17 protein-coding genes are annotated in these 20,058 nt (G+C 72.2%); 5 read left to right on the forward strand and 12 right to left on the reverse strand.

What is annotated here, in order from left to right; genetic code table 11:
* Position 1: 1 nt before the first annotated feature.
* Positions 2 to 961, reverse strand: a complete 960-nt coding sequence (locus tag GA0070609_RS13545; RefSeq protein ID WP_088994145.1) for a TAXI family TRAP transporter solute-binding subunit — start codon at positions 959 to 961, stop codon at positions 2 to 4.
* A 61-nt stretch (positions 962 to 1,022) separates the two neighbouring features.
* A complete protein-coding gene (locus GA0070609_RS13550) occupies positions 1,023 to 2,585 on the reverse strand; it encodes a family 10 glycosylhydrolase (RefSeq protein ID WP_231928714.1) in 1,563 nt (520 codons plus the stop codon).
* 364 nt (positions 2,586 to 2,949) lie between these two features.
* Here GA0070609_RS13550 and GA0070609_RS13555 point away from each other — a divergent pair, with 364 nt between their 5' ends.
* Complete coding sequence (locus GA0070609_RS13555) at positions 2,950 to 3,681, forward strand: alpha/beta hydrolase (protein ID WP_088994147.1); 732 nt, start codon at positions 2,950 to 2,952, stop codon at positions 3,679 to 3,681.
* Positions 3,682 to 3,842: 161 nt separating this feature from the next.
* On the opposite strand, the gene GA0070609_RS13560 is transcribed toward GA0070609_RS13555, so the two are convergent.
* From GA0070609_RS13560 to GA0070609_RS13595, 8 genes are all read right to left on the reverse strand, one after another.
* Positions 3,843 to 4,817, reverse strand: coding sequence for an acetylxylan esterase (locus tag GA0070609_RS13560; protein WP_088994148.1), 975 nt, complete (start codon positions 4,815 to 4,817; stop codon positions 3,843 to 3,845).
* Positions 4,818 to 4,884: 67 nt separating this feature from the next.
* Positions 4,885 to 5,565 (reverse strand): N-acetylmannosamine-6-phosphate 2-epimerase, encoded by a 681-nt coding sequence (locus GA0070609_RS13565; protein ID WP_088994149.1) that lies wholly within the window; start codon positions 5,563 to 5,565, stop codon positions 4,885 to 4,887.
* Positions 5,562 to 6,500 carry an ROK family protein gene (locus GA0070609_RS13570; protein WP_088994150.1) on the reverse strand — a complete coding sequence of 313 codons (939 nt, stop codon included), beginning with the start codon at positions 6,498 to 6,500 and terminating at the stop codon, positions 5,562 to 5,564. Before GA0070609_RS13570 ends, GA0070609_RS13565 begins: the two co-directional genes overlap by 4 nt.
* Before the next feature lie 2 nt (positions 6,501 to 6,502).
* Positions 6,503 to 7,441: a dihydrodipicolinate synthase family protein gene (locus GA0070609_RS13575; protein ID WP_088994151.1), complete on the reverse strand. Its 939-nt coding sequence runs from the start codon at positions 7,439 to 7,441 to the stop codon at positions 6,503 to 6,505.
* Positions 7,438 to 8,511 carry an oligopeptide/dipeptide ABC transporter ATP-binding protein gene (locus tag GA0070609_RS13580; protein WP_088994152.1) on the reverse strand — a complete coding sequence of 358 codons (1,074 nt, stop codon included), beginning with the start codon at positions 8,509 to 8,511 and terminating at the stop codon, positions 7,438 to 7,440. The genes GA0070609_RS13575 and GA0070609_RS13580 overlap by 4 nt, the downstream gene beginning before the upstream one ends.
* The gene (locus GA0070609_RS13585; protein ID WP_088994153.1) at positions 8,508 to 10,466 is read right to left on the reverse strand and encodes a dipeptide/oligopeptide/nickel ABC transporter permease/ATP-binding protein; all 1,959 of its coding nucleotides are present in this window, start codon (positions 10,464 to 10,466) and stop codon (positions 8,508 to 8,510) included. The genes GA0070609_RS13580 and GA0070609_RS13585 overlap by 4 nt, the downstream gene beginning before the upstream one ends.
* Positions 10,466 to 11,422: an ABC transporter permease gene (locus tag GA0070609_RS13590; RefSeq protein ID WP_088994154.1), complete on the reverse strand. Its 957-nt coding sequence runs from the start codon at positions 11,420 to 11,422 to the stop codon at positions 10,466 to 10,468. The genes GA0070609_RS13585 and GA0070609_RS13590 overlap by 1 nt, the downstream gene beginning before the upstream one ends.
* A gap of 107 nt (positions 11,423 to 11,529) precedes the next feature.
* Positions 11,530 to 13,152 carry an ABC transporter substrate-binding protein gene (locus GA0070609_RS13595; protein ID WP_088994155.1) on the reverse strand — a complete coding sequence of 541 codons (1,623 nt, stop codon included), beginning with the start codon at positions 13,150 to 13,152 and terminating at the stop codon, positions 11,530 to 11,532.
* Between the two features lie 148 nt (positions 13,153 to 13,300).
* On the opposite strand from GA0070609_RS13595, the gene GA0070609_RS13600 reads away from it, so the two are divergent.
* From GA0070609_RS13600 to GA0070609_RS13610, 3 genes are all read left to right on the forward strand, one after another.
* Positions 13,301 to 14,032: a FadR/GntR family transcriptional regulator gene (locus tag GA0070609_RS13600; RefSeq protein ID WP_088994156.1), complete on the forward strand. Its 732-nt coding sequence runs from the start codon at positions 13,301 to 13,303 to the stop codon at positions 14,030 to 14,032.
* Positions 14,033 to 14,362: 330 nt separating this feature from the next.
* Complete coding sequence (locus GA0070609_RS13605) at positions 14,363 to 15,391, forward strand: RNA polymerase subunit sigma-70 (RefSeq protein ID WP_088994157.1); 1,029 nt, start codon at positions 14,363 to 14,365, stop codon at positions 15,389 to 15,391.
* Positions 15,392 to 15,435: 44 nt separating this feature from the next.
* Positions 15,436 to 16,128 carry a DUF6069 family protein gene (locus GA0070609_RS13610; protein WP_231928717.1) on the forward strand — a complete coding sequence of 231 codons (693 nt, stop codon included), beginning with the start codon at positions 15,436 to 15,438 and terminating at the stop codon, positions 16,126 to 16,128.
* Positions 16,129 to 16,279: 151 nt separating this feature from the next.
* Here the strand turns inward: GA0070609_RS13610 and GA0070609_RS13615 are convergent, their stop codons facing one another.
* Complete coding sequence (locus tag GA0070609_RS13615) at positions 16,280 to 17,752, reverse strand: FG-GAP-like repeat-containing protein (protein WP_172899335.1); 1,473 nt, start codon at positions 17,750 to 17,752, stop codon at positions 16,280 to 16,282.
* Between the two features lie 472 nt (positions 17,753 to 18,224).
* Positions 18,225 to 18,851, reverse strand: a complete 627-nt coding sequence (locus tag GA0070609_RS13620) for a TetR/AcrR family transcriptional regulator (protein WP_088994160.1) — start codon at positions 18,849 to 18,851, stop codon at positions 18,225 to 18,227.
* A 53-nt stretch (positions 18,852 to 18,904) separates the two neighbouring features.
* Here GA0070609_RS13620 and GA0070609_RS13625 point away from each other — a divergent pair, with 53 nt between their 5' ends.
* Positions 18,905 to 20,056 (forward strand): FAD-dependent monooxygenase, encoded by a 1,152-nt coding sequence (locus GA0070609_RS13625; protein WP_088994161.1) that lies wholly within the window; start codon positions 18,905 to 18,907, stop codon positions 20,054 to 20,056.
* The last annotated feature ends 2 nt before the right edge of the window (positions 20,057 to 20,058 follow it).

Raw genomic sequence — 20,058 nt, forward strand, 5'->3', positions numbered from 1 at the left:
GTCAGCGCTTGCGGTCGCGGAACCAGGCGGCCGCGCCGGGATGCAGCGGGACCGACCCGGTGGAGATCCCGGTACGCACGTTGATCTGCCACGCCTCGGGAACGGCCTCGGCGTCGTCGCGGCTGGCGGAGGTGATCGTCCGGGTGTGCGTGAAGATCGTGTCGGTGATGGCGTAGACCAGGTCGTCGGGCAGGTCGTTGCGCACCAGGAGCACGTTCGGCACCGCGACGGTCCGGGTGGCCGGGACGCCGGCGTAGGCCGTCGCGGGGATCCTGGCCGGAGCGTACGGACCGGGGTACGCGGTGAAGAGGGCGCCGGCCTGCGCGTCCAGCGGGATCAGCCGGATCGGGTGCCACTGCGCCAGCTCGGTGATGGCGGGTGTCGGGACGCCGGTCAGGGAGAACATCGCGTCGATCCGGCCGGCGCGCAGGGCGGCCGCCGATTCGGCCTGGCTGAGGGACCGGCCGTCGGCCCGCACCCGGCCGAGTTCCAGCACCCGCAGCGAGGTGAACTCGGTGCCCGAGTCGCGGGCGCCGAGCGATATCCGCCGGCCCGCGAGGTCCCCGAACTCGTCGATCGCGGAGGCGGCCAGGACCACGAGGTGCAGGTGGCTGTCGTAGAGCCGGCAGATCGCCGAGAGTCCCTCGGGGGCGCTGCCGTCGGTCGTGATCAGCGCGTCCAGGCTGGTCAGCCCGAGGTGCACGTCGCCGGCCCGGAGCATCCGGATGTTGTCGGTGGACGCCCCGCTCGGCACGGTGGTCACCGTGGCACCCGGTACCTGTTCGGAGATGTGGGCGGCGATCGCACCGCCGATGCGTCGGTACACCGCCCCCGCCGGCCCGGTGGCCAGTCGCAGGTGGACCGGGTCGACCTCGGACTGCCGGGAACAACCGGCGAGCAGCCCGCCGGCGGCCAGGAGCACCGCCCGCCGGCTGAACCGCACCGCCGGGTCCAGCGCCATGCCGAGATGATACGGAGGGTCCCGCCCGTCCGATCGCCGGACGGGCGGGACCCCGGTCCGGCTACAACTGGATGAGGCGGGTCAGGTCCACCGTGGAGATCGCCCCGGCGCGCACCTGGGCGACCGCGATCGGCTGGCCGACGACGCGATTGGGCAGGTCGACCTGCACCAGGTAGGTCCCCGGACGCAGGTGCACGAAGCCGAACCAGCCGTCGCCGTCGGTGGCCCGGGTGATCGGCGCACCGCCGGTGGTCAGCGGCCGCAGGGTGACGGTGGCCTGGTCCAGCGGCGCGCCGGTGTGCAGCGCGACGCGGCCCGAGACGTGCCCCTCGGCGGGGGTCGCCTTCCACGGCATCACCGGCACCGCCGGCTTGTCGGCGAACGGGGCGTCCGGCCCGGTCGTCAACGCCTCGGCCAGTTTGTCCCGCTCCGCGTTACGGACGGCCAGCGGCTGATTGACGCCGGCGCGGGTCGGGTTAGCGTACGAGTATCCGCTCCAGCCGGCGGCGGTGTTGCCCGCCGCGGTGGGGGCGAGCGCCGTGCGTACCTGCTCGAGGCTGTCGGGGATGTCGTTGAGGTACAGGGCCGGGCCGATCACCGCCTGCCGGTCGCCCTGCCAGTCGGCGAGCACCTCGGTCCACTCGTCGTACATCTGCTTCTGGTCGGGCATCCAGTTGCGCTTGTAGTTCATGGCCACGACGGTGTCCATGATCCCCTCGGCCAGCCAGCCCTTCCAGTCCTGCAGCACCTCGGCGTAGGGCCGGGTCTGCTCCCAGCCGCCCATGGTCTGCGGCCCGTAGCTGTAGGTGATGCCGTCCATCGACAGGCGGGCCCGCGGGTCCACCTGCCACATGCCGAGGTAGATCTTGCGGACCAGGTTGGTCATCTGGTTGCGCCGCCAGTCCGAGAACTGCGGGTCGGCGGGCAGCGGCGTGTCGGTGCGGCCGGTGGCGGCGCGGAAGCGGGCCAGCGAGGTCTCGCTGTAGCCCCAGTCGCTGTGCGTGGTGGTGGAGTTGAAGTCCGGGTAGCGCACGTAGTCGAGGTTGATGCCGTCGACGTCGTACTCCCGCACGATGCTCTGGATCGCCGAGACGATGTAGTTGACCGCGGCCGGGTTGGCCGGGTCCATGTAGGCGTTGTTGCCCATGAGTTCCTGGCCGTCGTACCGCTTGTTGAGCCAGCGGTCGGCGCCGGTGGCGGACCGGCCGTGCTTGTTGAAGACGTGCTCGGGCGAGGAGTGCGGGGTGGCCGAATTCCACATCGTGTTGACGTTGACCCAGGCGTGCACCTCCAGGCCCGCCGCGTGTCCCTGCGCGATCATCTCGTCGAGCGGGTCGTACGGCAGTGGGGCGATCGCCGCGTCGGTCCGCGGGTAGAGCGCCCGGTTGCAGAAGCAGTCGTAGCGGCGGGCGATCTGGACGATCAGGGCGTTGGCGTTGATCTTCTTGGCGTCCTGCACAAGCCGGGTGACCTGTGCCGGGGTGTAGATGCCCTCGTTGAACGCGTCGACCCAGTAGCTGCGCCACTGCTGGGTGGGCTCCGCTTCCGGGTCGGCCTTCGCGGCGGTGGCCATGCTGAGCGTCAGGACGATGGCGGTGAGGACGGCTAGTGCTCGTTTTGTCACTGGAAGCCTCCACGTGCGGGAGTGCGCTGAAGGATTTCTGCAAGTGATTGCAGTAAATGCGAAGGTAAGCTACGGCCCACCGTGGGGGCAAGGGTGCCGGCGATCCCGGCGGCGGCGCCGACACCCACACCGTGACCTCGGCTGGCGACGTCGAGTGGGCGGCTCCGTGGCGTCCGGCCAACCCGAGCCTGAGCGAAAGCCGGTGGCGGACCACGGCGGCCACTGTTAGCCTTCGGCGACCGTGCGAGAGATCGAGGAGGTGGTACCCGTGAACGTATCGACGTGGGTGCTCCCCTCCGGGGTCACGGTCGGGCGATAGGTCGTCCGGGAGCGCCGTTCACGAGCACTCCCGAAAGGCACGACCGTGCGATTCACTTCCGAACAGCGCCTCGACGACGGCGTCCTCGAGCGCGAATTCACCCTCGGCGAGATCCCCGGCATCCTGTGGACGCCCGGATCCGCATCCGCACCGGCCCCGCTGATCCTGCTCGGCCACCCCGGCGGACTGCACAGGATGTACCCCCGACTGGTGGCTCGGGCCCGGCACTGCGCGGCGGAGGGCTTCGCCGCGGCCACCATCGAGCTGCCCGGGAGCGGTGATCGGCCCCGTTCCGCGGCCGCCGAGGAGGCCCGCGCTGATCTGCACCGGGCCTTGGAGGCCGGCGAGCCGGTCGACGACGAGATCGTCGGCCGGCTCGTCCTCCCGTTGGTCGAGAAGGCGGTCCCGGAATGGCGGGCCGCCCTGGATGCCCTCCTGTCGCTGCCCGAGATCGGCGGCCCGGTCGGGTACGCGGGCGGGGTGATCGCCATCGGCGTCCGGCTGGCGGTGGTCGAGCCGCGCATCTCGGCCGCCCTTCTGTTCGCCGGGAGTTACGTGCCCCGCGCCATGTTCGAGGAGGCCCGGCAGGTCACCATTCCGTTGCAGGTCCTGCTGCAGTGGGACGACGAAGGAAACGACCGACAGCTGGCCCTGGACCTGTTCGACGCCTTCGGCTCCGCGGAGAAGACGCTGCACGCCAACATGGGCGGGCACACCGGCGTCCCGGGGTTCGAGGGGGACGACGGGAACCGGTTCTTCGCCCGGCACCTGAAGTGAGGCTGGGCCGTCGAGCCGGCAGCAGACGATAGGCCCTGCCGGCCTGGATGCCGCTCATCGAGGAGGACAGCCGCGCCCCCCTCGATGAGCGGTGGCCAGCAGCTGCACAACAGGGCTCGTACCGGTCGGGGGTCGCGGCAGCGGACCTGGACAGCCGGAACTCAGCGGGTTCCCGAGCCGAGGAGCTTGTTCAGCCAGGCGAGCTGTTCGAGCTGGTGCGCGGCTTCGCCGCCTTCGTGGTCGTTGAACTCGTACACCCGCAGCTCCTTCTCGCCGCCGTACCGGTGGTAGGCGACGAAGCAGGTCGAGGGCGGGCAGACCTGATCCAGCATCGCGATGGAGAACAGCGCGGGCGCGGTCGCCCGGGGCGCGAGCACGGCGGCGTCGACGTAGGACAGCGTGCGGAACACCTGTTCGCCCCGGTCGCGGTGCAGTTTGAGGTATTCGGTGACCTCGCCGTACGGGCCGCGACCGGCGACCTGCACGCCGCGCCGGATGTCGCACAGGAAGGGCACGTCCGGCATGACCGCCGCCACGCCCGGATCCAGCGCGGCCACCGCCAGCGCCAGGCCGCCGCCCTGGCTGATGCCGGTGACGGCGACCCGGTCGGCGTCGACGGCGGGATGCTCCCGGGCGGCGCGGGCGAACCGTACCGCGTCGGTGATCAGCCGGCGGTAGTAGCAGGTCTCCGGGTCGGTGACGCCGCGGGTGAGGAATCCGGGCACGGTGCCCGCCGGGTACGGGTGCGGGTCGGCGGTGCTGCCGGACGCGGCACTCCAGCCCTGGCCGCGACTGTCCATGATCAGGTGCGCGTAGCCGGCCGCGGCCCAGAACAGCTTCTCGTGGGGCAGGCCACGGCCCCGGCCGTAGCCGAGGTACTCGACCACGCACGACAGCGGTCCGTCGGCGTTCGCGGGCAGGTGCAGCCAGCCGCGCACGGGCTCGCCGCCGTAGCCGGGCACGGTGACGTCGAAGGTGCGGACCTGGACGAGCCCGGTGTCGACGGGCTCGTAGGCCGCCGGTCCGGGTTCGTCGGCGGCCAGGGTCCGCGCCCAGAAGGCGTCCAGGTCCGCGGGAACGTCCAGGTCGGGCCGGTACGCCCAGCAGTCGGCGAGGGTGAGATCGGTCAGGGGCACCGCGTGGCCTCCGGTCAGCAGGATCGTCGGTTGTCGTCGTGGTGGGGCGCGCCGGTGGGCCGGTCCGCTACCGGGCCTCGGCGACGGCCGAGGCGAACCAGCCGGTGATGGTGGTGGGGTGGGTGATCGCCGTGCCCACCACCACCGTCCACGCGCCGGCGCGCAGCGCCTGCGCGGCCTGCTCCGGGCGGTGGATCCGGCCCTCCGCGACCACCGGCACGTCGATCGCGGTGGCGAGCCGCGCGACCAGGTCCAGGTCCGGGCCGGGCTGCTTGCTGGTGTACGCCGTGTAGCCGGCCAGGGTGGTGCCGACCAGGTCGGCGCCCGCCGCGGCAGCGCCGACCCCCTCCTCCAGGGTGGAGCAGTCGGCCATCACCAGGGCTCCGGTCCGCTCCTTGACGGCGGCGACGGTCTCGCCGAGGGTTCGGCCGTCGGGTCGTGGCCGGGCGGTGCCGTCGAGCGCGACGACGTGCGCGCCGGCGCGGGCGACGGCCAGCGCGTGGTCGAGCGTGGGGGTGATGAAGACGTCGTCGTCGCCGTCCTTCCAGAGCCCGATCAGCGGGAGGTCGACCGCGTCCCGGATCGCCGCGATGTCCGCCAGGCCCTGGGCGCGGATGCCGGCGGCGCCGCCCCGGGCGACCGCGAGCGCCACCCGGCGCATGGTGTCCGGGTCGCGCATCGGCTCACCGGGGTACGCCTGGCACGACACGACCAGGCGGTGGCGCAACTGTTCGACCAGCGGGTTCACGCGAGGACCTCCCAGGCGAGCGAGGCGGCGCCGAGCAGCGGGGCGTCCGACCCGAGGGCCGAGGCCAGCACGGGCACGTCGGCCAGGCTGGGCAGGGTCTCCCGCCGTACCGCGTCCCGCAGCGCCTGCCACCACGGCGCGCCGAGGCCGGTGACGCCGCCGCCGACCACGACGGCGTGCGGGTCGAGCAGGTTGACCAGCCCGCCGACCGCCGAGCCGACGGCGGCTCCGCCCAGCGCGACCACGTCGCGGGCGGTATCGTCGCCGTCCTCGGCACGCGCGGCCACCGATCGCAGGTCGTCGACCGGCCGGCCGGTACGCCGGGCGTACTCGCCGGCGAGGCCGGGACCGGCGGCGATCGCCTCCAGGTGGCCCTGTCCCCCGCACGTGCAGGGCAGCGACCCGGCGTACGGGGAGGGTTGGTGGCCGGCGTGCCCGGCCGCCGAGTGGGCGCCGGCGAGCACGGTGCCGCCGACGACGAACGAGGCGCCGACGCCGGTGCCGACGGCGACGTAGAGCACCGTGTCGCGCCCGGCCGCGACGCCGTGACGCGCCTCGCCGAGGGCGTGGGCGTGCACGTCGTTGATGACCGTGACGGGCAGCCCCAACCGCCGGCGCAGGGTGCCACGCAGGTCGGTGCCGGCCCAGCCGGTCAGCACGTCGGTGGCCGAGAGCACCCGGCCGCTGCGGTGGTCGATCACCCCGGCGCTGCCGACCCCGAGCGCCCGGACCGGCGTCCCCGCCGACCTCGCCCGCAGCTGCTCGACGAGGCCGGCGGCGGTGTCCAGCACGGCGGACGCGCCGGCCCGGCCCGGGGTGGCGGCGGTGACCCGGTCGAGGATCTCGCCCCGCCTGGTCACGATGGCGGCCGCCGTCTTGGTGCCGCCGATGTCGAGCGCGGTCACCGCCTCGGCGTGATTGCGTGCCTCGGGCATGGTCAGAGCAGCCCCGCCAGTTCCAGCTGGGTACGCACCCGGGCGGCCTCCTCGGCGTCGAGCGGGCGCAGCGGCAGCGACACCGCGTTGCTGGCGATGACGCCGAGCAGGTTAAGGGCGGTCTTGAACGCGCCGACCCCCCGGGTCGCGCCGGCCGAGGTGGCCGGGTCGGCGGCGTCGACGATGCGGAACAGCCGGGTGAGGCGGTCCTGCTCGCGGCGGGCCGCCGCCCAGTCGCCGCCGGTGCAGGCCCGGTGCAGCCGTACGTAGCCGGCCGGGTCCACATTGCCCAGCCCGGGTACCGAGCCGGCGGCGCCGGCCAGCATCATCGCGTCGACCACCACCTCGTGCCCGGTCAGCAGGCTGAAGTCGGTGTCCGGCGCGTGTTCCGCGATGGACAGCGCCAGCTGGCGGAAGGCGACGTCGTCGCCGCTGGAGTCCTTGACGCCGGCGAGGATCCCCTCCGCGGCCAGCCGGGTCAGCAGGTCGGTGGAGAGCTTGCTGTGCACGCAGACCGGGATGTCGTACGCGAGCAGGGGAAGCTCCACCCCGGCGGCGAGCGACCGGAAGTGCCGCTCGATCTCGTGCGGGCCGACGATGGCGTAGAAGGGGGCGGTCGCGACCAGCCCGTCGGCGCCCAGCCGGGTCGACGCCTCCGCCCGATCGAGGACCCGGCGGGTGGTCGGTTCGATGCAGCCGGCGAGGACGGGTACGGCGCCGCCGACGGTCTTCACGATGACCTCCAGCGCCCGGTCCCGCTGCCGGTCGGTGAGGAAGACGGTCTCGCCCGAGCTGCCGAGGGCGAAGATGCCGTCGACGCCGGCGTCGAGCAGCCGCTCGACGAGCCGCTCGAGGGAGGTGACGTCGACCTCGCCCTGGTCGGTCAGGGGGGTGACGGTCGGCGGCACGACTCCGGCGAACCGCGGGGCTGGGCTGGTCACGCTGTCTCCTGGGCAGGTAGAGGGGTGGTGCGTCCGGTTGCCGCGCTGGCGAGTTCGACCAGCTCGGCGTTGCTGGTCCCGGCTGGGACCGGGTGGTAGCACCGGAACTCGTGGGCCGTGCCGTCGGCGTCGCTGCGCTCGGCCGGCGGCATCTCGGTGGCGCACCGGTCGGTGGCCTTCCAGCAGCGGGTCCGGAACGGGCATCCGCTGGGCGGTCGGGTGGCCGACGGGACCGGGCCGACCAGTGGGATGGGGTCGATGGGCGAGAGCAGGCCCGGCGTGGCCGACAGCAGTGCCCGGGTGTACGGGTGCTGGACCCCCTCGGGCAGCAGGGCGGCCGGCGCCTGCTCCACGATCCGGCCGAGGTACATCGTGACGACGCGGTCGCTGATCCGCTTGACGGTCTGGATGTCGTGAGAGACCAGGACCATGGCCAACCCGAGCCGGTCCTTGAGGTCCAGCAGCAGGTTGAGGATCTGGGCCCGTACCGAGACGTCAAGGGCGCTGGTGGGCTCGTCGGCGATGACCAGTCCCGGCTCCAGGGCCAGGGCGCGGGCGATGGACACCCGCTGGCGTTGCCCGCCGGAGAGCTGGCTCGGCAGGACGTCGGCGACCGAGCGGGGCAGGCCCACCAGGGCCATCAGCTCGGCGACCCGCGCTTCCCGCTGCGCCCGGGTGCCCCGGCGGTGCACGTCGAGCGGGTCGCGCAGGATGTCGCGTACCGGCATCCGCCGGTTCAGCGACGTGGCCGGGTCCTGGAAGATCATGCCGACGCCGGCGCCGATGTGCTGGCGGCGTTTTGCGGCGCTCATCGACCACACGTCCTTGCCGGCGAAGGTGACCGCGCCGCTGGTCGGGCGTTGCAGCCCGACCAGCACCTTCGCCAGGGTGGACTTGCCGCAGCCGGACTCGCCGACGATGCCGACGGTCTCGCCGGCGCGGACGGTCAGGTCCGCCCCGGTGAGGGCGTACACCCGCTCGCGGCTGAACATGCCGCCGCCGCGGGTGCGGTGGACCACGTGCACATCGCGCAGCTCGACGATCGGCTGGCGGACGGCTGTCGCGCTCATCGGGCCAGCTCCTTCTCGCTGACGGTGACGGCCGGGTGGTGGCAGGCGTAGCCGTGGGCGGTGGTGCCCGCCAGGCTCGGTGCCGTGTCGTGGCAGACCTGGGTCGCCGCGGGACAGCGGTCGGCGAACCGGCAGCCGCGCGGGAAGTCGGCCGGCGACGGCACCACGCCGCGAATCTGGGTGAGCCGCTCCGCGCCGGCCTCCAGGGAGAGGACGGACCCGAGGAGCCCGCGGGCGTAGTGGTGCGCGGGCGCCTCGATCACGTCGGCGGTGACGCCGGTCTCGACGATCTGCCCGCCGTACATGACGACCACGCGGTCGGAGATGTCGCTGACCAGCGCGAGGTCGTGGCTGACCAGGATCAGGGCGAAGCCCAGCTGCTCCCGCAGCCGCAGCAGCAGCTCCATCACCTGCGCCTGGACGGTGACGTCGAGCGCGGTGGTCGGCTCGTCGGCGATGATCAGGCGCGGGTCCCGGGACAGCGCCATCGCGATCACCACGCGTTGCCGCTGCCCGCCGGACAGCTCGTGCGGGTACGCCGCCAGGGTGCGCTGCGGGTCCAGGCCCACCAGCCGCATCAGTTCCTCGGCCGACCGGGTGCCGCCGCGGCGGATCATCTGCGCCAGTTGCGTCCCGACCCGCAGCGCGGGGTTCAACGCGGACAGGGCGTCCTGGTAGACCATGGCGATCTCCCGCCCCATCAGGGCACGGCGCCGCTTGGCGGCCAGGGTCAGCAGGTCCGTGCCCTGGAAGCGGATCTCCCCGCGTACCCGGGCGCCCTGCGGCAGCAGCCCCATCACGGCGAGCGAGGTCAGCGACTTGCCGGAGCCGGACTCCCCCACCAGGCCGACGACCTCGCCGGGGCGGACGTCGAAGGAGAGGCCGTCGACGATGTCGACGCCCTGGTGGCGGCCGTCGAAGCCGATCGACAGGTTCCTGACCTCGAGCACGGGCTGGCCCTGCGGGAGGGGACGGGCCCGCTCGCGCAGCCGCTGCGCCGCCTCCGCGAGACCGGGCAGGCGCACGGTCTCGCCGGTGCCGGGCCGCGGCTGCTCCAGCGGGTCACCGGCCGACGTGGTGGTGGCGCGGCGGGCCGCCGGTGCGGCCCAGGCGTCGGAGATCCCTTCGGAGAGCACGTTCAGGGCCAGCACGGTCAGCAGGATCAGCAGGCCGGGGAAGAACGTGGCCCACCAGCCGCCGATCTGCACCATCTCCTTGCCGAAGGCGATCACCGAGCCCCACGAGGACTCCGCCTCCTGCGGGGCCAGCCCGCCGCCGATGAAGGACAGCGACGCCTCGAAGACGATGGCGTCGGCGACCATGACGGTGACGAAGACGAGCACCGGGGCGGCGCAGTTGCGCAGCACGTGCCGCCAGAGGATGTGCGGACGCCGGGCGCCGATGATCCGTTCGGCCGCCACGTAGTCCTCGCGGTACTGCGACAGCACGTTGGCCCGGACGATGCGGGCGACCGACGGGGTGAACACGAAACCGATCGCGACCACGAGGACGAGCAGGCTGTTCTTGCCGAACGAGATGATCAGCAGGGCGGAGAGCACGATGGCCGGGAAGGCCATGACGACGTCGAGGCAGCGCATGATCACCTCGTCGACGGCGGTCCGGCTGCTGCCCGCCAGCGCGCCGAGGATCCCGCCGACCAGCAGGGCGAGGCCGGCCGCGCCGGCGCCGACGATCAGCGACCGCCGGGTGCCGGCCACCAGCCGGGAGAAGACGTCCCGCCCGAGCTTGTCCAGGCCGAACCAGAAGTCGCCGTTCGGGCCGGTCGTCGCCGCGCCGAGCCCGGCCTGGGCGGGGTCGTGCCGGATCAGCAGCGGGGCGAGCAGGCCCACCAGGACGATGAGCAGGACGAAGCCGAGCGCGAACCGGGCCGGTACGCCGAGCCGGGTGAAGGCGATGCCAGGGCGGGAGAGCCGGGCGGTGAGGGTGCGGCGCATCAGTGGCCTCCGCGCAGTCGAGGGTTGGCGAAGAGGTAGAGGATGTCGACCACCAGGTTCACCAGGACGAAGCCGAGCGCGATCGTCAGCACGGTGCCCTGGGCGAGGGCGGTGTCGTTCTGCTGCACCGCGCTCATGATCTGGGTGCCCATCCCGGGCAGCGAGAAGATGGCCTCGATGACGACCGTGCCGCCGATCAGGTAGCCGATCCGCAGGCCCAGCGCGGTGAGCGGGTTGACCAGCGCGTTGCGCAGCACGTTGCGGCCGATCACCACCCGGGGCGGCAGTCCGGCGCCGACCGCCGTGCGGACGTAGTCCTTGTCCAGTTCCTCGACCATCGAGGTGCGGACGATCCGGGCGAGTGAGCACCCGACCGGCACGGCGAGCGCGAGCGCGGGCAGGGCGAGCGACTGCAGCCAGAGGCTGACCGAGTCGGCGGGGTTGACGTAGCCACCGGTCGGCAGGATCGGGCGGCGGACCGCCAGCTCCTGGATGAGCAGCAGGGCCAGCCAGAACGACGGCGTGGCGATGCCGGCCATGGAGACGAACCGGATGACCTGGTCGGGCCAGCGGTCCCGGTACAGGGCGGCGAGGATGCCCAGGGCCAGCGCGATGACCAGGGCGCCGAGCACACCCAGGGCGGTCAGCTGGATGGTCAGCGGCAGGGCGGTGGCGATCTTGTCGGCCACCGGCACCGACGGCGGGAAGGTCATGCCCAGGTCGCCGCGGGCCAGGTCGCCCAGGAAGTGCAGGTAGCGCAGCGGCAGCGGGTCGTTGAGGCCGTTGGCGGCCTTGAACGCCTCGATCTGCGCCGGCGTCGCCTGGTCACCGAGGACGGACAGCGCGGGGTCGATCGGGGAGAACTGCATGATCACGAAGACGAACAGCGTGATGCCCAGCACCAGCGGGACCAGGGTCAGCAATCGTCGCGCGACCAGGCTCAGGACGGTCAGCATGGTTCTCTCTCTCGTGGCGGGGCGCCGGGGCGTCCCGCCCGGCCCCACGGATCACGCGGGCGGGGCGGGACGCGGTGGACGGGGGTCCGGTGCCCCCGAGCGCAGGCTCAGCCGTTGCGGCTGGCGCCCAGGAAGTACAGGCCGGTGGTCGCGGCGCCCGAGAAGCCGGTGAGCTTGCCGGGGTCGTACGCGGTGACGACCTTGGTGTGCAGGATCGGGTAGAGCGGAACCTCGTCGGCCACCTTGTCCAGGGCCTGCTTCCACAGCGCCTTGCGGGCCGCCTCGTCGGAGGTCTGGGCCGCCTGGTCGAGCAGGGCGGCCATGGCCTTGCGGTCGGCGTCGCTCCAGCGGTAGCGCTTACCCGGCCAGGTCTCGCCGTAGTAGAACCAGCGCATCAGCAGGTCGGTGTCGACGCCGAAGACGCTGGGGTCGCCGGTGGCCATCAGCACCCGGAAGGTGTCCTTCGGGACGACGTCGCCGTAGATCGCCGCGGACGGCACGGTGTTGAGGCTGGCGTTGACGCCGATCTTCTTCCACTGCTCGACGACCAGCGGGGCGACGTCCTTCACGATCGAGCTGTCGGTGGTGTCGAGCTGGATCGACAGGTTGCTGACGCCGGCTTCGGCGAGCAGGGCCTTGGCCTTGTCCAGGTTGTAGTCGTAGACGGTGGCGGCCTTCTGGTAGTCCTTGTTGCCCTCGTCGAGGTAGCTGGTCGCCGGGCTGCCGTAGCCGTTGAGCGCCGTCTTGATGACCGCGTCCTTGTCGATGGCGTAGTGCAGGGCCTGGCGCACCCGCTTGTCGTTGAACGGCGCCGCCTGCGTGTTGAACATGAGGAAGACCTGGTTGAATGCCTGCTTCACGTCGACGGTGTACTTGCCCTTGAGCGAGTCGACGTTCAGGTACGGCACCGACTCGATGGCCTGGACCCGGCCGCCCTGCAGATCCGACACCCGGGCCGCGGCCTCGGTGGTGGTGTTCCAGGTCATCGCGTCGGCGGTGGCGGGACGAGGGCCATTGTAGGTGTCGTTCCTGCTCAGCTTGATGCCGGACTCCTTGGACGCGCTGTCCATCTTGAAGGGCCCGGAACCGATCGGCGCCGTGTCGAAGGCCTTCGCGGCGGCCGCGTCGCCGGTCTTCGCCTTCGGCACGATCTTGACGACCGAGATGCGCTCGGCGAAGAGCGCGAACGGGTACTTCAGCTTGAACTCGGCGGTGGTGGCGTCCTTCGCGGTGACCGCCTCGATGAACGGGATGAACCCCTGCATCAGCGGCGGGGCCGCGGGGTCGGCCGGCTTCAGCACCCGGGTGAAGGACCAGGCGACGTCCTCGGCGGTGACCGGGGAGCCGTCGGAGAACTTGGCGCCGTCGCGCAGGGACACCGTGTACGTCAGTCCGTCGCCGCTGGCCACCGGGTCGGCCTTGGCCAGCGCCAGGTACGGCTCGCGGGTGATCGGGTCGAGGTCGACGAGAGCTTCGAAGATGTGCTGGTTGACCGCCGTCGCGACCGCCGAGGACGCGTTCGCGGGGTCGAACCCGCTGGACAGGGTGAAGGCCATCGTGGCCTCGATCGTCTTGCCCTTGCCGCCCTCGACCGCGTTCGTCGAGGCCGGGCCGCCGCTGCACGCCGCCAGCCCGAGCGCCAGGGTGGTCGCGGCCGCGGTCAGGGTCAGGGCGCGGCCGCGGCGCACGGGGCCGAGGCGTCGCCTCGTCGGCTTGTCGGTGGTGCTCACGTAAATGCCTCCATAGGCTCTGCATGCGCTCCGCGGGTCCGCTCGGCGCTGCGGGGGGTAGAGGTTTTATGGGGTATGGGTCTGACGTCTGACGTCTGATGCCGGTAGGCTGAGCGTGACAGATCCGTGAAGGAAGGGCAAGGGGCAGATGACGACGATTGACGCGAGCCCGCTACGCGGGCAGGAGCGCCCGGGTCCCCGCCGCCAGGAGGTGGTGACCGGGATCAAGGAGTACATCCTGCGCAATCGCCTGAAGCCTGGGGACCTGCTCCCCACCGAGACGGAACTGTGCGAGGCCGTCGGCGCCAGCCGCTCCAGCGTCCGCGAGGCGGTCAAGATCCTCTCCGCGCTCGACATCGTCGAGGTGCGGCACGGTCACGGCACCTTCGTCGGCCGGATGTCGCTGAACGCCCTGGTGGAGAGCCTGGCCTTCCGCGGCCTGCTCAGCGGCGAGGAGGACCACCGGGTGCTGGGTCAGGTGGTGGACGTCCGGCAGACCCTCGAGCAGGGCCTCGCCGCCGACATCATCGACGTCCTCGACGCCGGACACCTCGCCGGCCTCGCCGCGCTCGCCGACCAGATGGCCGACCTCGCCGCCCAGGACAAGGACTTCCTCGAGGTCGACCGGGAGTTCCACCTGAAGCTGATGGAACCCCTGGGCAACGACCTGATCCTCCAGCTCACCGAGGCGTTCTGGCAGGTGCAGGCCATCGTGGCCCCCACCCTGCGCACCGACCCGGAGGACCGCGTGATCACCGCCCAGCGGCACCGGGCGATCGTCGACGCGATCTCCGCCGGCGACCCGGCGGCCCTGCGGGCCGCCATCGCCGACCACTACGCACCCGTCCGCGCCAGCCTGGCACGCGCCGTCCAGTCCTGATCGGTACGACCAGCTCGCTGGCGTGGAACAATCTGCCGCTACGGCTGGCTGGCCTTCAGCGCCCTGTCGGAACACCGAGCGGCCGCGCCCGGGCCGTCCGCCGCCCTTCCCCGCCAGCGGGTGACGGACGGCGCCGCGGCATCGCCCCACGCCCCACTCCCCCACCGCCAGGCGGTCGCGCGCCCGCGCCCGCTCCGGCGATCCTCGCATCGCGCTCCGCCACCCGGGTCCGCCACCGGATCAGCCCTGCCGACCGACCCTGGTGATGAGTTGTCGCGTCCGCAGCCGTCACACCTACGACGGAACACGACGAGGCGGAAGGATGACGTGATGGGTGCGGACACGCGGCTGGAGGAACTGGGCGTGAGCGGTCTGGGCGAGAACGGGCTGGGCGTGGGCGGTCTGGGCGAGGTCGACGAGCCGGCGTTCTCGGGGCTGGCCGAGCGGCACCGGCGGGAGCTGCACGTGCACTGCTACCGGATGCTCGGGTCGTTCGAGGACGCCGAGGACGCCGTGCAGGAGACGTTCCTGCGTGCCTGGCGGCGTCGGGAGACCTTCGCGGGGCGGTCGACGTTCCGGGCCTGGCTGTACCGGATCGCCACCAACGCCTGTCTGGACCTGCTCACCAAGCGCCGCCCGGAGCCGGCGACCGGCGGCGAGGTGCGGTGGCTGCAGCCCTACCCGGACCGGCTGCTCGACGAACTGCCCGCGGGCGACGCGGACGAGCCGGAGGCCGTCGCCGTCGCGCGGGAGACGATCGAGCTGGCGTACCTGGTCGCGGTCCAGCACCTCGCGCCGCGTCCGCGGGCCGTGCTGATCCTGCGGGACGTGCTCGGCTGGCCGGCGAAGGACGTCGCGGAGCTCCTCGGGGACTCCGTCAACTCGGTGAACAGCGCGCTGCAGCGGGCCCGCGCCGGCATGCGGGAGCACCTGCCCGCCGAGCGGCAGGACTGGACCGGTGGCGAGGAGGACGCCGGGACGCGCGACCTGGTACGCCGATTCACCGAGGCCAGTGTGGCCACGGACATCCCGGCGATCACCGCGATGCTGCGGGACGACGTCCGGTGCTCGATGCCGCCCACGCCGGGCCTGCAGGTCGGCCGCGACGCGGTGGTGACCAGCTGGATCGAGGACGGCTTCGAGGGCATGACGGGTCTGCGCGCCGTCCCCACCGCCGTGAACCGGCAGCCCGCCGTCGCCTACTACCACTGGCGGGAGCAGGAGCAGGCGTACCTGCCGCTGACCATCGACGTCCTGCGCATCACCGGCGGGGCGATCACCGAGATCACCATCTTCCACGACGACCAGTTCCCGCGGCTCGGGCTGCCGGAGCGCCTGTCGGCGGACGGCACGGAGTAGCTCCCGTGCGGACGCTCGCGCTGCGTGGTGGCGCGCGTGTCGCGGTGGTTGCAACGGAGTGGCACGACGCGTTCGGCGTCGTCACCCGCGGGCGGGTGCAGCTGGAGCTGCGCGACGGCCAGCCCGGCCCGGTCCTCGGCACCGACGCCGCCTTCTGGCTCCGCGGCACCGGCGTCCGCGCCCTGCGCAACCCCGGCCGACGCACGGCGACGGTACGCATCGTCACGCCCAGGACCGTCACCGGTCAGTCAACACAGCCTGTGCGCCAGTTAGATGGAGGAACAGCCATGAACAGCATGAATGACACCGTCGCGGGCCCGGCATCGGGCCGGACCCGCCGCACTTACCGATTCCGCGGGCTCGTCGGTACCGGCCTCGTCGCCACGCTCGCCGCGATGGTGACCACCACCCTCGCCGCCGCGCTCGCCCGGGCCGTCGGCGTCGACTTCGAGATCCCCGATGGTGGCGAGGCGATCCCGTTGGGCGGGTTCGCCGTGGTGACCGGCTTCTTCTCGGTCGTGGGCGTGGTCATCGCCGCCGCCCTTCTCCGGTGGAGCGCCCGCCCCGCCGACCGATTCGTGTGGACGGCAGTGGCGCTGACGGTGATCTCGTTGATTCCGCCCCTCCTCTCCGGGGCCGACGCCGCGACCACCACCGCCCTGCTCGGGCTGCACCTCGTCCCCGCGGCGGTGATGATCCCCACCCTGACGCGGAGCCTCCGCACCCGGACCGAGTGACCGTCTCGCAACAGGACAACGCGGGGCGCCAGCGCACCGACGTCGCCCCCGGTCGCGCTCACCTGGCGCTACCGGGGGCCGGGCGTCGCTCGCCGTACGCGACGCGACGCGGCGCGCCCGGCCAGGCCGGGCGCGCCATCAGGTCACGGGGTCAGATGATGTCGGTGAAACCGCCCCAGCCGCTGCCGATCTGCCGGGCGTCCGGGCTGCTGTACGGCACGCCGTTGTCGCGCTCGATGTTGTTCGGGTACAGCCACAGCGTCCCGTCGGTCTTGCGGGCCACCAGGTCGGTGTAGCCGTCGCCGGTCACGTCGGCGCCGACGACGTGGTTGAAGCCGCCCCAGCCGCTGCCGATCTGGCTGGCGCTGCCGTAGGGCACGCCGTTGTCGCGGACGAAGTTGTTCGGGTACAACCACAGCGTCCCGTCGGTCTTGCGGGCCACCAGGTCGGTGAACCCGTCACCGGTCACGTCAGCGCCGACCAGGGTGTTGAAGCCGCTCCAGCCGTGGCCGATCTGCCGGGCCGTCGAGCCGCTGTAGGGCACGCCGCCGTCGCGGACGAAGTTGTTCGGGTAGAGCCACAGGGTGCCGTCGGTCTTGCGGGCAACCAGGTCGGTGAACCCGTCACCGGTGGCGTCGGCGCCGATGATCCGGTCGAAGCCGCCCCAGCCGCTGCCGATCTGCCGGGCGTCCGGGCTGCTGTACGGCACGCCGTTGTCGCGCTCGATGTTGTTCGGGTAGAGCCACAGGGTGCCGTCGGTCTTGCGGGCAACCAGGTCGGTGTAGCCGTCACCGGTGACGTCGGCGTTCACGACCTGGTTGAAGCTGCCCCAGCCGCTGCCGATCTGCCGGGAGCTGCCGTACGGCACGCCGTCGTCGCGGACGAAGTTGTTCGCGTACAGCAGCATGGTGCCGTCGGCCTTGGTGCCGATCAGATCCGCGAACGAGTCGCCCGTCACGCTGTGGCCGACGTTGCGCTCGTCGACCGGGGTGCCACTGCCCACGCCCGCGGGCGACACGTACCCGTCGATGTCGGTGTTGGTGCGTGAGTAGCTGGCCCGGCTGACCTTGCTGGAGTAGTTGTTCGAGTTGCCCTGGTTGCCGCCGATCGTGTTGACCTGGGTGCTGGTGGCACTGGTGACGATGGCGACGTGGTCGATCGGGTGGCCGTCGCCGGAGGCGTGGTCCCAGTCGAACACGATGGCGTCGCCGGGCTGCGGCACGTACCCGCTGGACCGCGAGTGGTAGAGCCCGCGCCCGATTCCGTACGTCTTGAACGACTGCGCCCACGAATCGAGGCCACTCACGTCGGAGACGCCGGCGGTGCGCCACACCCAGCGGGCGAACTCCGCACACCATTCGATGCCGCAGCTGTTGTAGTAGCCCGGGTTGCAGCCGGTGCCGCCGAGCTGGTTGGTGGCCACGCTGACGATCTGCTGCCGCGTCGTGGCGGCGGTCGCGGGCGGCGCCATCAGGCCGACGCCGCTCGCCATGGCGAGCAGGGAGATCAGTACGGTGCGGCCGAACCGTCGTCGCACGGCGCGTGGGGTTTGCGGTGGGCCGGTGACGAAGTTGTCGCTGGCGGCGGCGCGGCTGTTCGTCGTCCTGGTGGTTGAGCGTCGCATCAACATCTGCTCCTGGGTCCTTTCCGGGGTTTCGATCAGTTCGGGATGGGTCTGCTGGTACGGGTCGACCGGCAAGGGACCGGCCATTCGACACATAGACTTACTTACATATATCGATGTCCTTTCCACGGCTGTACCGCTGCCTGATGTTCGGGGGGTCTGCTCGGCGGATCTCCGGTGGTTTCCGCCGCGCTGAATGAAGCATCACGGACCCGGCGGACGTTGTCACCAGCCCTGACCTGGCGAAAAGACGCCCGGCCGGATCACGCCAGCGTCGAGAGATCGAGTTCGGCCTCGTCGACGGGGTGCGCGTGTTCCGCTGTCCGGTCGATCGACAAGCGCCACGCTGTTACCCGGCGGCGATGGCGGCGAGACTCCCACCAGCATGAATAGCTGTATGACAGGTCGGAGCGGGTGGTCACTGCCGTCGCAGGCCCAGGTGGCCCGAGCGTCGCCGGGCGGTTCGGTCAGCTCACTGGGTCGTTGAGCCGCCCGGATCGGGCAGCGCGCCGCGCACGATGGCGCGGGCGAGCGGCTCGACGAGCTGCCTGTTGACGAGGTCGACCGGCGTGGTGACCAGGACGAACAGCGCGCCACCGTAGAGAGTGACCAGCGTCGGCACGGCCTCGGCGGGGATGGGCAGGCCGAGGGCGCCGTGGTGGTCGGCCGTCAGACCGATCGAGCTGTCCTGAAGTCCGGCGAGAGCGGAGGCGAGGGCCGGCCGGCGTACCGCCTCCAGCTGGAGTTCGTAGATCGCTCGGTACCGGGTCCGAAGCGTGGTGGCCGCGGTGAGCAGCGCGTCGGTCAGCAGGGCCGCCAGTCGGTCGGCGAGGCTCGCGTGGGTCGGCGGGGTCGCCGTGTCGGTGTGGTGGTGTCGGGCGGTCCGGTCCATGTCGGCGTGGTGCAGCTCGACGATGCGGCGCGCGGTGGCGACCAGGAGCGCCTCGCGGCTGGGGAAGTAGTTCGACGCCGTTCCCGGGGGCAGCGCAGCGGCGTTCTCGACGGCCCGGTGGGTCACGCCGTGAACTCCGGACGCGGCGAGCAGGTCGATGGCGCCGTCGGTGAGCGCTTGGCGACGGGCGGGGTTGGTCGGCGGCACTCCACCATGATAGGACTACGGGCGTACTAGTACGATCGTAGTGAGGTGGGCACATGCGAGTCGTGGTGGTCGGCGGCGGCCTGGGCGGGGTGTCCGTGGCGGTCGGGCTGCATCGACAGGGACACGAGGTGTCGCTGTACGAGCGCGGTGCCGAGCTTCGCGAGGCGGGCACCGGCGTGGTGCTCATGCCCAACGGAGTCCGGGCGCTGGATGCTCTCGGCCTGGGTGACTACGTGCGCGGCCAGGCGATGCGGGCCACCACCGGCGGGTTGCGCGACTGGCGCGGACGGCCGCTGCTGGTGACCGACGCGGTCCACGCCGAACGAACGGTCGGCACCGCCCACGTGGTGAGCCGAGCGGAGCTGCACCGGGCACTGCGTGCACCGCTGCCCGCCCACCTGGTGCACACCGCCGCGCCGGTACAACGGCTGGAGCCCGATCCGTCCGGAGTGGTCGTCGTCAGCCACGGCCAGCCGGTGACCACGGCGGATGCGGTGGTCGTGGCCGATGGCATCGGTAGCAGCCTGCGGCGTCAACTCTTTCCCGCCCATCCCGGAGTACGGCAGGTCGGCCGGTTGGACCTGCGCGGCATGCTGCCCACGCCGTCGGGGCTCGACGTCACCGACCTGCTGGCCAGCATCATGGTCGACCGCCGGACCGGCGCCATGTTCGGACTGTTCCCGGTCGGTGAGCGCGAGCTGTACTGGTTCACCGACACCGCGCTGCTCGAAGCGCGGCCCTCCGCGCACGACGCGCGCCAACAGGTACTGGCTCTGCTGGCCGACTGGCACCCGGCGGTTCCGGCGCTGATCAGGGCGACGCCGCTCGCCGCTGTCCACGTCGACGCCATCGCGCGCCTCGCCACTCCGCTGCCGTCGTTCGCGGTCGGCCGTATCGCGCTACTCGGCGACGCCGCCCACGCGATGACCCCCGATCTCGGACAGGGCGCCAGCCAGGCATTCGAGGACGCGGCGGCGCTGACTCGGCACCTCAGCGAGGCCGACCCGGCCGATATTCCCGAACGACTGCTCCGCTATGACGCCGAACGCCGGCCCCGTACCAGTCGACTGATGGCCGCGGCATCCCGGCAGTCACGGATGACCTCGCAGACCGGCGCCGTCGCGTGGCTGCGCGACACCCTGCTGCGCGCGGCACCGCCCCAGCTCGCCACCAAGCTGCTCGCCGCGACCTGGCACGCACAGTAGGC

The sequence above is a fragment of the Micromonospora echinaurantiaca genome (assembly GCF_900090235.1).
Classification (GTDB): Bacteria; Actinomycetota; Actinomycetes; order Mycobacteriales; family Micromonosporaceae; genus Micromonospora; species Micromonospora echinaurantiaca.

What these genes read in the sequence shown, in the direction of transcription:
- GA0070609_RS13625 (WP_088994161.1), top strand. Translation starts at nt 18,905, where the DNA reads ATGCGAGTCGTGGTGGTCGGCGGCGGCCTGGGCGGGGTGTCCGTGGCG.
- GA0070609_RS13615 (WP_172899335.1), bottom strand. Translation starts at nt 17,752, where the DNA reads ATGCGACGCTCAACCACCAGGACGACGAACAGCCGCGCCGCCGCCAGC.
- GA0070609_RS13545 (WP_088994145.1), bottom strand. Translation starts at nt 961, where the DNA reads ATGGCGCTGGACCCGGCGGTGCGGTTCAGCCGGCGGGCGGTGCTCCTG.
- GA0070609_RS13585 (WP_088994153.1), bottom strand. Translation starts at nt 10,466, where the DNA reads ATGCGCCGCACCCTCACCGCCCGGCTCTCCCGCCCTGGCATCGCCTTC.
- GA0070609_RS13600 (WP_088994156.1), top strand. Translation starts at nt 13,301, where the DNA reads ATGACGACGATTGACGCGAGCCCGCTACGCGGGCAGGAGCGCCCGGGT.
- GA0070609_RS13580 (WP_088994152.1), bottom strand. Translation starts at nt 8,511, where the DNA reads ATGAGCGCGACAGCCGTCCGCCAGCCGATCGTCGAGCTGCGCGATGTG.
- GA0070609_RS13570 (WP_088994150.1), bottom strand. Translation starts at nt 6,500, where the DNA reads ATGCCCGAGGCACGCAATCACGCCGAGGCGGTGACCGCGCTCGACATC.
- GA0070609_RS13605 (WP_088994157.1), top strand. Translation starts at nt 14,363, where the DNA reads ATGGGTGCGGACACGCGGCTGGAGGAACTGGGCGTGAGCGGTCTGGGC.
- GA0070609_RS13590 (WP_088994154.1), bottom strand. Translation starts at nt 11,422, where the DNA reads ATGCTGACCGTCCTGAGCCTGGTCGCGCGACGATTGCTGACCCTGGTC.